Source organism: Aureispira sp. CCB-E (genome assembly GCF_031326345.1).
In the GTDB taxonomy this organism is placed as follows: domain Bacteria; phylum Bacteroidota; class Bacteroidia; order Chitinophagales; family Saprospiraceae; genus Aureispira.
On record NZ_CP133671.1, the window covers coordinates 2,509,026 to 2,521,201 of the forward strand.

Genomic DNA, 12,176 nt, shown 5'->3' on the forward strand with positions numbered 1-12,176 from the left:
GCAGGTTGATACCAAACCTGCCTTCCCAAAAGGAGAAGAATCAAAATCTAAAGATTATGAAATTAGGGAAATTTTTTACATTTATTATTATAGCACTTGTTGCTAATCTTAACTCTGCGCAAGCGCAAGACATCCACTTCTCACAGTTTTACGTGTCAAACCTGACCTTAAATCCTGCTACGACAGGGGTGATGAGTTGCCAAATGCGTGTGTCTGCTATTTATAGAAATCAGTGGGCAAGTGTGATGGGTGACAATGCTTTTAATACTTTTGGTCTTGGGGTGGAAGGAAAATTTGAAGCAGGAAACAAAGATTTTGTAGGGGCTGGATTGTCCGTATGGGTCGATAGAGCGGGGGCATCTGCATTTACTGCGGTACAGGCTAGCTTATCTGGTTCTTATTTGAAAAAGATTGGCGGAAGACGTTCAAATGAGCACTTCTTAGTAGCTGGAGGTCAAGTAGGCTTTGTACAACGCAGTATTCGTATTGATCAATTGCGTTGGGGAACTAATTGGGATGGAACTAGTTTTAATGGTTCTTTGCCAGACAATGAGAGTATTTTTAATAGTACTTTAGCTGTGGCAGATGTCAGTGCAGGTCTTTTATGGTTTAGTGCTTTAGATAAAGATAATAAGAGCAATGTTTATGCAGGAATTGGATTCCAACATTTGACAAAAGCAAATTTGTCATTTATGAATCCAGGTTCAGAACCTCTTTTCACAAGATTCACTATTCATGGTGGGGCAGAAGCTCGTATTGCTCGCCGTTTGGCAATTGTACCTAACTTTGCTGTAATGGTTCAAGGTCCTTCTACACAAATGAATATTGGTACAGGAGTGAAATTTGATTTCAGTAAAAAATCGCAATCTAGCCAAGCATTTACAATAGGGGCATATGTTCGTGGTGCCAATCAAGCACAGGTAAACACAGATCAAGGAACTTTTGGTGTAGATGCGATTGTTGCTTTGTTGCGTTTGCGTTTTGGAGGCTCTCATATTGGGTTGAGTTATGATATTAATGTATCTAAATTGGCAGCTGCAACAAATGGAAATGGTGCATTTGAATTTTCTTATGTTTACACACTTTGTAATAGCAGAGGTCGTCGTTTGGGATGTCCTACTTTCTAATAGTTGAAATATAAATCTTAAGTAATCGTTCAAAAAAAATAATCCCATTTTTTGTTCTTATTTTTTCTGACCACTTACTTATTACAAAAAAGAACGCCTTTCGAATTTTCGAAAGGCGTTCTTTTTTGTAGGGACATCGCATAGGAATTGCCTCAGTACTTCGTGTATTTTTTGTGAAAAACTATATTGCCTAAGACAAAATAAAAAATAGAATAAGTAGAAGATTAATAGGCAGTAAAAGCTTCGTCCAGAACGGAAAAGCTTTGGTAGGAATTGTTTGCATAAAGCGATCTATTTTTAAGGTTAACTGTTGGGTTAGTTCTTTGGGAGTAGTGGTGTTTTTCATCCAATTCGTATCAAGGAACAAAACCCAATCTTTGATAGGAGTAAGCTTCAGAAAAAAGGCAACAATTTTAGCTAGAGGAGTTGGTAACGTGTGTATTTGGGCATTGAGCCAATAAAAAGCCTTGTCTTCGATGCAATCACTTTCTTTGGCGGCTTGTTTTAAATTACCTGCAATTTCGTATTGAAGCTGCTTTTTTTTCTCCCATACTAATTCTGTTAATAATTCAGCAAGTGAGGGAATCCATTTTTTTAGCAATTTATTATACAGCCAACTATAGGTTCTCGATACACTATATTGTATAGCAATTATCATATAAGAAAAAACGGAAAATAAGACGATTATTACAGTAGTATTAGCAATTTGAGTATTGCTCCATTCTTCTTGTTTTGCCAGCCAAGTCAGCATCAGCAAACAATTTAAAATACTTCCAGCAACTAAGATTATTATGAAAGTAATAAACGTATATAAAATGAGATAGGAGGCTTGGGGGACAGAATCGGAATCGTGCATATATGTTAGTTTAATATTAGTTCACTTCGTGAGTGCTTTGCTTTTAATTAACTTTATTGCTCCTGACGGTCGTGAGCTTGCGCAGCTAAGTACTATTATTAATAAATATTAAGGATTGACGCATCGTTCTTGTATCCAGTCAATTAAGGCAGCATAACGCTTATCTAAACGCATTAGGTGCTCGTTTCCAATTAAAATTAAATGCCTGCGGGCTCTTGTGAGGGCAACATTTAGCTTTCGATCTACAACCTCGTCATCAGATAAGGAGATGACGCTTTCTAGTTGGTAGGCATCATTGAGACAAAGTGAGATGATAATAATTTCTCGAGCACCGCCTTGATAACGTTCGACCGTATCAATGGTACAATTTTCATAATCTTGCCCATATTGAGTTAAAACACTTCTTATCTGGGCAATTTGCGCTCTAAAAGGTGTAATGACTCCAACATCTTCAGGCTTGAGTGTTTGATTATTGGCTTTGTAAATAGCATTAAAACTGTTAATAATCTTGCCAACCATTTGGGCTTCATCCAAATTCGTTTTAGGGTTTCTAAAGCGGTTAATGGTGCTGTTAAAAAATAACATTCTGTTGCGAGTTAAGAGTTGTTCTAGTTCGCTTGAATTAGGGGGCAACTGATAGTTTAAGGTCTCCTTTTGCCAAACACTAATAGGAAGTTCTTCAGGTAGTAATTTAAGTTCATTATTATAAAAATATTTGCTTGGAAAACGGCAAATATCCTCGTGCATACGTCCTTGGTGGTGCAGTTGATCAAATGCCCAAGTCCACTTATTTTTTTCAGCTTGATTATACAATCTTTCAAATAATGAGTTGCGCCTATTGTATAGACCAATTTCGTTCAAAGCTTTATTGTCTACTGCCGAACGCGTTTTTTCTTGCAAGACAACCGCAGGCAATTGCTTGTGATCACCAATTAGCACAAAACGTTTGAAATAGGGAAGCATACCAATCAACATTGGTTCTAGAATTTGAGAGGCCTCATCAATAATTGCAGTATCAAATTGCTTTAACTGTAGCAAGCTTGCTTTGCTTGCAATAGAGGCTACGGTAGAGACAAAAATTCGATGAGAAACAATTTTTTGCACTAAATCTTTTCGTTTACTAATATCTTTCGTTTGCTCTGAAAATAATCGACCATGAAAATGTGGATGTGTCGAGTATTTGGAGCCAATACGGAGGTAGTCCTCCTCTGCAAAGTCATGAATAGCCTCACAAATTTCATCAACAGCTCGATTGGTATACGCTAATAATAGAATTTGTTCTTGGGTATTTGTCAATAAATAACGCACCATTTCCGCCAGCATAAACTTCGTTTTCCCTGTGCCAGGAGGTCCAACTAGCAAAAAATAATCTTTGGCTGCAATGGCTTTGTGTAAAACCTTTCTTTGCTCTACACTCAACTGTGGGTTGCCGAGCCGCAATGGCTTGACAGCTACTTCTTGAGGTGGTGTAAGGGTTAATAGCAAATTTCTATTATAAGACTTCGTTTTTAGAAAACTGTACAAAGCACGGTATTGAACTTTGAAACTGCTGTCCATCATATCATGCTCGATATGCCAAAACAAATCTTCCTCAAACAAACTGTGGTTAAATTGACGATAACGCAACTGAACACAGACCGTATCTTCGTCGATATGGGTGATAGACCCTTTAAAAATTTGATCGTTGAGAACATTGTGCCCCGCTTGACGATATGGATAAAATACAATAATATCTCCTTGTCTAAAATTGGCGAGCGGGTTGGTTTGCTTGGTGCGTTGAAAATGAATGAGCGGTTGTTCGTCACCAGATTTATCTTCTTGAATTTTGAGAAATCCTAGCACTTCAAATGCCTCATTTTTTTCTTCTAAATCACTCAACCATAAAGCTGCTAAACCATTGCGGTTTTCTTTGCCTGCTTCTCCTGTTTTTGCCAATTGGTGCTCTCTTGCTGTAAAGCTGATAAAATGTAAAAAGTACAATCGTTCAAGGGGAGAGGCGGTATGAATTGTTTGAGCAAAATTTTGCAAGTCTCTTGCTACAAATCCTTTGGCTCTAGGCAAACGCTCTGGTGCCAACTGGTCTAAGATGGTGAACACATCTTCCAAGTCTTCTAAATCTAAATCGGCTAATTTTTTTTCAATTGAAATAATATCATTTCTAACTTTTATAGCTTCGTATTGTTGTGATTTGAATGGTGGTGCAGGCTTTAGGTGATCGTGGTCTATACCTGAGTATAAAATATAGGTAGGAGAGTTGAGCTTTTTGCCAAAAGTAGAGCGAACGAGCAAATCATATAAATTAGTTTGAGTATAGTGATTGTGGCTTAGTCCCAAGTGATTAGGGGCAAAGGGTTTCCCACTTTTTAACTCTATAATCGCTGTTTTATCAGATTTAGGGGTAGAATCTTTGTACCAAACATCCAAACGACCTTGGATGCCATATTTTTCAGAATAAAAAGAAGGCTCTAAATAACAGTCTTCAGGAGTAATGTTATTTTCTTTTAATTTAACCTTTATCGTAGTTTTTAGATTGGTAAAATGTTTTTGACTCTTTCTATAAATTTGCAAAATTTCAGCATCTGTAAACGTGGCAAATGCTAATGGATTGAGCGCAAAAGCTTTTGGAAAAGTATCTGTAAAGGTAGCATTCGGATCTGTCATTAACTCATCCAAAAAGAAGTTGGCAACATTTCCTAACATCAACGGGATGGAGTAGGAAAACGGGAGAAATTTTTTGAGTAAATACAAATCGGCTGCGGCTCCAAAGTTCTGAAAGCACTCTGATATACTACTGACATCCACCATATAATCTGGCTCGATGACAAAAGCATGCGGAATATAAATGCCTTTTGAATTAATAACAACATCAATTAAATTCAATGTAACATGGTTGTGAAAGTTTTGTTGAATGCTATGAATAGTAGAATTAAAATTCTCATTATGTCCCGTTACATTATATTGTACATGGATGGTCGTATCAGGTTGGGCAAAAGGCTTGCATATCAGCCATTCTTGTTTGCGGTCGGCATCAACCACCATGACTCGACATTCATCCAATCGCTCTACTTGCTCAATAGGATTGTTGTGTTCGGTTCGATCTTCAAAATCATCAACGAGTGCTTTTAGTGTTGGAGTGGCAGACGTTTGGCAAAATGCGGCAATAGCATAAGTAGCCGTTTTTAAACTTGTTAAATAATCGTTTTCTGCAAAGTTAGCTTTGTTGGCCAGAACTGCTTTCTTTTTTTTTCGAACTTGATGAATACGCCATTGTAAGGCATTGCTAATTTGATGCTCATGAGAGGCAAAGGCAATGCGAGATAACATGGTTGTGAAAGGAATATTTTTACTTCTCGTGATGTCCACAAAGAAGGAAGTTAATAAACGATCTAATGCGGCAATTTTATCATTATAAGAAGTATTTAGTGCATGTATTTTTTCAAATTCTCTAAAAAGTAAGTTAGCTAACTGTGGATTTTTCATCAGTAAGTTGGTTGGTCAAGCAAGTAAGTGAATGTCTTGAATAAAGAATAAGCAAATGGTCAAAAAAATATATCCTAAAAATAGTTCTTTTTTAGGGGACACGTTTGAACAATTACTTAATAGCATAGATCAGACACTTTTGCAAAAATAAGGGATTAAAACAAAGAAATGTAGTTCTAGCATAGGAGTTTTATTTCTTTTTTGGAGCAGAGATATTTTAGTGCAGTACCCTATCATCTAAAATTTATGGAGTGCGTTTTGTAGATCAATAGTTCGTTGAAACCACGCAGTAGCAGCGAAGCTAAACTTTATTAGTTTGATAATTAATAAGTTGCATCTTCGTTGTGTTTTGTATTAAAACTTTGATTATCAAGCTAATATAAATGTGCTTTTTTATCTTTTTGGTAAAAAAGTAAAAAAGCAACGAACTACTAGTAGATAGTAAACATTGTTATTTCAAGAATAAAAGGTTATTTTTCATTGTAAGAGGAAGTGGAATAAAAATTGAGGCTATTAAGAATTTCTAACCAACTAGTTAACCCTCTTTATATCAAGGTGTTTGCTATCTAAAATTATAATGTATAATGCGAATTGTATACTTCATATTCTTTCTTTTGAATAGCTTTTTGTTGATGGCTCAATCTTCGACACCAATTCTTGTTAGTTACGAACTAGTAACAACTTACACAAAGGAGGCTTTGCAGCAAAAATGGAAAGAACAAGGAGTGCCACAAGCAGTTGCCCCTGTTCGCTATAGCATAGATGTTTATGAAATTATCTATAGAACAAAGTGGCATGATGGCAGTACCATCCAAGCTTCTGGTTTGTATTTTGTGCCAATAGATACTACAAAAGAGGAGCGTATGCCTATGGTTTGTTATCATCATGGTACGCAAATTAAAAGAGACCGAAAGGTGCGATTGGGAGGGGAACAAGCTATCTGTGTTGGATTTGCAGCGGATGGCTATTTAGTTGCTCGTCCTGACTACATCGGTTTAGGTAAAGGAGAGAAGAAGCACTTATACCATCATGTGCCAACCCAAAGCGGTGCTTCTATGGATTTGCTTCGAGCAATAAAAGAGCTAAATCCTAGAATTGGTGTTGTGCAAAATGATTTATTGTTTGCAACAGGATATTCTCAAGGAGGCCATGCTACCATGGGATTTCATAAAACGGTGCAAGAAGCTTATAGCGATGAGTTTAAAATTACAGCTTCAGCTCCTATGTCGGGGGCATATGACTTGGCTGGTGTACAAGAAGAAACTATGTTCAAAGAGTATTCACATCCTGGTTATCTGCCTTATTTGTTCTTTTCCTTTCAGGAAGTGTATGGTTTTTATGAGAATATTTCGGAAATTTTTAAAGCGCCATATGATACAATTTTACCGCCTTTATACAAGGGAAAACATTCCATGGGATATATTAATCGATTGATTCCTAGTGTCCCTAAGGATGTAATTCGCCCTGAAGTTGTAGAGCAATATTTAGCAAACGATGATTTCCCATTTAAAAAAGCATTAAGAGAAAATAGCGTACACGACTGGAAACCAGAACAGCCTGTATTACTTTGTTACTGCCAAGCAGATGAACAGGTAAGTTATAAAAATTCTTTGGTGGCTTATGAACAAATGAAGGCTAATGGTAGTGAATTGGTGCGTATCAAGCATGTTAACAAGCATCTTGGGCACAACGATTGTGCTATGTTTGCGGTCATGCATACCAAAATGTTTTTTGATAGTTTCCGAAAGGGAAGCAAAAAGGGAAATGCGGGACCTTTGACAAAACGTTTTTTAATTGGAATAGGAAAGTCTAGCGTTGCTAAAAAAGCCAAAAAACGTCGTAGATTAAGAGCAAAAGCTTTGGCTACTCAAGAGTGAGTTGGATAATAGAAGGGAGCATTAACAACAATGAATACTCAAAGAACGGAAATTATCAAGTGATGAAACTAGTGCTTAGAATATCTTTATTTTGTTTAATAATTGTAGGGATTCTTGTTTCTCTTTTTGGACGTAGTTACTTTTATAAACACCCGTCAGTAGATGAAATTGTCAAAGAATTAAATCAAAATAAGGGAACTTCTGAGTGTGCTCAAGGCTTTGATACACTTGCTTATTTAAGAAAACTAAATTTGAGGGAGGAGGTTAATGAACTAGAAAATACTGTGGGTGAAAAACTAGATACATTCATTTTGCAAAATATGGCATTTGCTTGTTTTTGTCCCAGTTGGTTGAAAGTCAATAGTCTCAAGGGGGGCAATTATTATAAATATGGTTATTATTTGAAACCTGCTAGTGAAAATTTAACATTGCCCGATTGTTTTAGGGCAGGAACTATTATTACTTTTGTTGGTAAAGTATCTCATAGAGAATCAGTTGATGAATATGAACAGGGAAATGAACTAACGTATTATTATTATAAGATTCACCGCCCATACTTTATTTGGGGAGAGCGATGCTTTGATGAGTATGTTGTGAATGCATTTGATGAAATAGATAGTATTTATTTGCCTAGGCAAATAGTGGTTGAGTAAATAACAACAAAATACAAGTATATAGAAATAATCTGGTACAAGGTATTTATATCTACCAACTGAAAGGAGATCGTAACTTAATCTGTACGGGAAAACTGATTGTGAAATAAGGGATAAACCATAATTTTGTATCGGGAACATAGGTCACCTATGTTCCCGATTATCAGTTTTATATCAAAAAACACCTACTTGTCAAACAAAAACTCTGTGCTAGATCCATTCGATTTTAATAACATACAATGAGCATGAGGCGATTGAGCACCTGTGCCGCCTAGTTTTGCGATTGGTTGCCCCGCAGATACATAATCATTTCTTTGTACCAATGGTTGCGACTGAATGTGACCATACATAAATCTCACATAAGAACTACCGTAGTCTTGTCGAACAATAATTTGATAAGCCGTTCCATAGCTTGTAGAATAAGTGCTAATGTTTTCTACTCTTCCATCGACAGGCGATTGTAGTATTCTTCCATTATCAGCAGAAGTACCACCATGAAGCCAATTCCAATTCCAATCTTGACTATAATAATGATTTCCTGTATGTGCATAACAACCATGCCCACAATCCATCGTCCATAGTTTTTGATCACTCCAAGAAGACCCATCTTCTTCGCCAAATGGCCATAGAAGGTGACTAATTCCATTGGTATTAATTCTTACTTTTGTATTATCCACATAAGAACTCCATCCAAATAAATCTTGATTGTTATTACTGACATATCGCCAGTACCAATGCCCTGCTAATGGTAACGAGCTATACCAGTACCACATATTGCCATTACTATGTCTGATCATAGTTGCATAGTAAGTTTGGTGATTAGGACCATAAAGACGAACTTTAGGGGGCGAAGATAAACTACCATTGTCTGTAATAATCCAAACATATCTAAATCCAGGGTCTTTGACAATTTTGTCATTAAAAGGACCTCGATATGGAGTGAGAGAACTTCTTGATGTGTGCCGTGACATAGAGTCAATGATATTGTTGACGGTTCGATCTAATTGACTACTTTTTAAGTGTAGAATCTCCTGATTAACTGGGCTCTTTTGCAAGGACTCTTTTTCACAAGAAAGAACACAAAGAATAATAGATAAACTGAATGCTAAAATTGCTAACTTTTTCATAGTATTGTATTTAAGTGTATAATAATGTCAACTCAAACATATACTATTAAAGTTTATGAATAAAGCAAAACTCATCGAGTGAGGATGAAACGCATTGAAAATTTTGATATTTTATTCAGTGATGTTTTGTGTGCGTTTTTAGAGTCAAAATCTAGACTTTTTTTTCTCTAAATGAGTTTCTAGTTTTTTAGAAATAGTTGGAATATATCTTTTGTTAAACAACTTCTTAAGAATAACTTTTTCTTCTAGGAAGTAAAGTTGAATATCTTGATAGGTTTTGCCTTCTTTTTTTATGCTCGTATTTAACTCGAATTTGTCGAATTGCTGTATATTAAGACAAAAACCATCAGCTATTTTGACAATACCACTTCCTTCAACTTTCGCCATAAAATCATCTATTTTTCGCATACCATAAGTCGATGTATATGTTTTGTTGACGGTATGAGCTGTTAGCTTACCTCTAGCCGATTCTACCATCAAAATATCAGCAACATGAACAGTTTCTACCTGTATTTCTCCATCTACTTGTTTGCTAAATTCTATATCATCATGCACGGTTTGTATGTTTCTTCTATTGACTCGATGCAATTCTTGTTGATGAAGTTTCAGCAGAATTGCGTTCACAAGAGCTTCTCGTGTGATGGGTTTGGAAAGAAGGCTGTTCAATCCTAAATCAGGTATGAATTGCTTGCCATAAGCAGTTGTGTATATGACAGGAATCGTATCGTCTAATTCATGTATTTTTTTTACCAATTCAAGCCCACCAGTTGTATAATTAGAATAGGATGGGGGCAAGGTAGAACTATCAGATAGGTTGATGTCTACTAAAATCAAACTTGCTTTAAGAATGGTTGTTATATTACTAATAGCATCTTCGTAAGACAAGTATTTTTTGCAATAGAAGCTGTTCAGTCTCTTATCAAAAGAGATAATATTTTCCCTATTCTTCGCTTGAATTAGATCATCTTCTATAATTACAATTAGTCTTTGTTCCATAAAATAGAGTTATTAGGTAGTGTAAGAATGTATTGTGTTCCTATATGATGACTATTAAGTTGTATGTCTCCATTTAATTTAAGATTTACGATTTCTTTGACCAAAGAAGTACCAAGAGATTTATTAGATTGTTCTATTGCCATGCCTTTTCCATTATCTTCAATAATAATCGTTGTTTGTGTTTGTTTTTGATTAAAATGGACATTGATACATGGATTTAGAGTCTGTTCAAAAGCATATTTTAGAGAATTGCTAATGAGTTCCATAAAGATGTATGCCAAGTAACTTATAGACTGGCTAGAATAGAAAACATCAGGTGCATTTTTAATATGAATATCTACGGTTTTAGCGCCTAATTTTTTGTAGGCAGATTCTAATTGCGAGAAAAAATATTTCGCATTAATTCTGGAATCTGCATTTTGGTTTTCTAATAACGTATATAGTTCTGCCAATGCTTGTATATAGGAACTGATTCTGAACAAAACCAAGTGAGGTGAAGTATCATTTTCTTGTTCTAGCAATAATTCTTCTGTATCAACAATCCCCTGTAGTATACTTAAATTATTTTTTACCCTATGTTTAAGTTCTATTCTTAAAAAACGTTCTTCTTCTTCTCGTTGAGATAACTCGATGTTGAGTTGTTTGATTTGGTTGTTTTGTTTTTTGAATAAATAACTAACCAGTAAAACGATAGCCATCACAAATGAGAGAACTACTATAAATAATTGTTTTTGAGCATTGGCATTGGTCAATACTTTTTCATTCATTTTAGCTATTTCGAGTTCTCGCTCTTTCAGCTTTTCTCTAAACAGGCTTAATCCTTTGATTTGCTCTACTAAAAATGTATCGTTAGATTCTTTATATTTTTCATGCCACTTTAAGGCTTTTTCATAATCTTTCTCATCTTTGTACAATTGATAAAGGTTATAGTAGGGCTCTTTTAGATCAAGCTTTAAACCTAATTCTTTTAGAATAGAAATGCCTTCTAAAAAATTACCCTTAGATAGTTGGTTACTCCCTTCTTTTTTATAACAATCTGCCAAATTAAGTTTTGTTAAGGCAAAACTCTCTCGATCTCCAACTTTTTCACTAATTGCTAGGGATTGCTCGAATAGCTTTATAGCTGCGGTACAATTATTTTCTACACGTTTAATTCTTCCAATATTATTATAGATGTACCCCTTTTGCTGGATTAAATGATTTTTGTCAGCAAAATCTAGCGCTTTTTTGAAAAAAAACATTGCGCTATCGAGCTGGTTTTGTTTTTCATAACAAGCACCAATACCTACTATTGGAATACAGCAGCGACTTTCTTGCATATCTAGATTACCACATAAGTTATACGATTTTCGATAATAATTCATTGAAGAATCTAGACTTTCCATTTTAAAGTAGGTTTGCCCAATGTTGTTATTGGCAGAAATCTTGTTTTCTGCTTTTTTTATAAATGCTTTTTGTTGAAAAAAATGATCAATAGCTTTTTTATAATCTCCTTCCAGACGATAAACAAGACCTATGTTTCCCAAGCAAGAACTAATTGCTGTACTGTCATTTAATTGTTTGGCCAAAAGGAGAGCGTGATTGCTAAAGACAATGACACTATCAAAATTACTGGTCATTCCATTCAAAACAGCTAATTGTAGTAGTACTTCCATTTCACGCTCTAGATTACCTGTTTCTTGAGTTAATTTTAAGTTCTCTAGAGCATAAAATTTTGCTTTATTAGGATTACGTCGCCCTAAATGATGCACAACAGTTATCCCCCAAATTATTTTGGTAGAATCTGTCTTACTATGTTCGTAGATACGAATAAGACTATCCATTGTTATGGTCGATTCTGATTGTCCTTTGCTATGATTATTGATAGCAATAAAGCAAAAAAAGAGGAAGATACTTCTTAACATTTTTGATGATTTATATAATTGAGCAAGAAAAAAATCTTTTGAATGATCAAGCCTTATCTTAGGTTCTTATAGTATGTAGTTATCTGTTAATGTTTCGTAGGTACTTTGTTATAATATTGTTTTAGTAGAGAAAACTTAGTGTAATTGAGCCTTTAT

8 protein-coding genes are annotated in these 12,176 nt (G+C 35.2%); 3 read left to right on the plus strand and 5 right to left on the minus strand.

The features are described 5' to 3' along the window. Positions 1-56 precede the first annotated feature (56 nt). The gene (locus tag QP953_RS09540; RefSeq protein ID WP_052599873.1) at positions 57-1,127 is read left to right on the plus strand and encodes a PorP/SprF family type IX secretion system membrane protein; all 1,071 of its coding nucleotides are present in this window, start codon (positions 57-59) and stop codon (positions 1,125-1,127) included. 190 nt (positions 1,128-1,317) lie between these two features. On the opposite strand, the gene QP953_RS09545 is transcribed toward QP953_RS09540, so the two are convergent. Both QP953_RS09545 and QP953_RS09550 read right to left on the minus strand, forming a co-directional pair. Continuing rightward, complete coding sequence (locus QP953_RS09545; protein ID WP_309554812.1) at positions 1,318-1,983, minus strand: hypothetical protein; 666 nt, start codon at positions 1,981-1,983, stop codon at positions 1,318-1,320. Positions 1,984-2,091: 108 nt separating this feature from the next. Beyond that, a complete protein-coding gene (locus QP953_RS09550) occupies positions 2,092-5,463 on the minus strand; it encodes an AAA domain-containing protein (RefSeq protein ID WP_309554813.1) in 3,372 nt (1,123 codons plus the stop codon). 584 nt (positions 5,464-6,047) lie between these two features. Between QP953_RS09550 and QP953_RS09555 the strand changes: the two genes are divergently transcribed. Together QP953_RS09555 and QP953_RS09560 are read left to right on the plus strand one after the other, a co-directional pair. Next, a complete protein-coding gene (locus QP953_RS09555; protein WP_309554814.1) occupies positions 6,048-7,340 on the plus strand; it encodes a lipase family protein in 1,293 nt (430 codons plus the stop codon). Next, positions 7,337-7,993: a hypothetical protein gene (locus QP953_RS09560; RefSeq protein ID WP_309554815.1), complete on the plus strand. Its 657-nt coding sequence runs from the start codon at positions 7,337-7,339 to the stop codon at positions 7,991-7,993. The genes QP953_RS09555 and QP953_RS09560 overlap by 4 nt, the downstream gene beginning before the upstream one ends. Before the next feature lie 185 nt (positions 7,994-8,178). Here QP953_RS09560 and QP953_RS09565 read toward each other — a convergent pair whose 3' ends face one another. The 3 genes from QP953_RS09565 to QP953_RS09575 all read right to left on the minus strand — a co-directional run bounded on the left by QP953_RS09565 (position 8,179) and on the right by QP953_RS09575 (position 12,020). Continuing rightward, positions 8,179-9,120: a M23 family metallopeptidase gene (locus QP953_RS09565; RefSeq protein WP_309554816.1), complete on the minus strand. Its 942-nt coding sequence runs from the start codon at positions 9,118-9,120 to the stop codon at positions 8,179-8,181. 144 nt (positions 9,121-9,264) lie between these two features. Next, positions 9,265-10,116: a response regulator gene (locus QP953_RS09570; protein WP_309554817.1), complete on the minus strand. Its 852-nt coding sequence runs from the start codon at positions 10,114-10,116 to the stop codon at positions 9,265-9,267. Next, positions 10,101-12,020 carry an ATP-binding protein gene (locus tag QP953_RS09575; RefSeq protein WP_309554818.1) on the minus strand — a complete coding sequence of 640 codons (1,920 nt, stop codon included), beginning with the start codon at positions 12,018-12,020 and terminating at the stop codon, positions 10,101-10,103. The genes QP953_RS09570 and QP953_RS09575 overlap by 16 nt, the downstream gene beginning before the upstream one ends. Between the last annotated feature and the right edge of the window lie 156 nt (positions 12,021-12,176).

Coding starts and splice junctions, on each gene's coding strand:
- QP953_RS09575 (WP_309554818.1), bottom strand. CDS start 12,020: ATGTTAAGAAGTATCTTCCTCTTTTTTTGCTTTATTGCTATCAATAAT.
- QP953_RS09545 (WP_309554812.1), bottom strand. CDS start 1,983: ATGCACGATTCCGATTCTGTCCCCCAAGCCTCCTATCTCATTTTATAT.
- QP953_RS09540 (WP_052599873.1), top strand. CDS start 57: ATGAAATTAGGGAAATTTTTTACATTTATTATTATAGCACTTGTTGCT.
- QP953_RS09550 (WP_309554813.1), bottom strand. CDS start 5,463: ATGAAAAATCCACAGTTAGCTAACTTACTTTTTAGAGAATTTGAAAAA.
- QP953_RS09555 (WP_309554814.1), top strand. CDS start 6,048: ATGCGAATTGTATACTTCATATTCTTTCTTTTGAATAGCTTTTTGTTG.
- QP953_RS09565 (WP_309554816.1), bottom strand. CDS start 9,120: ATGAAAAAGTTAGCAATTTTAGCATTCAGTTTATCTATTATTCTTTGT.
- QP953_RS09570 (WP_309554817.1), bottom strand. CDS start 10,116: ATGGAACAAAGACTAATTGTAATTATAGAAGATGATCTAATTCAAGCG.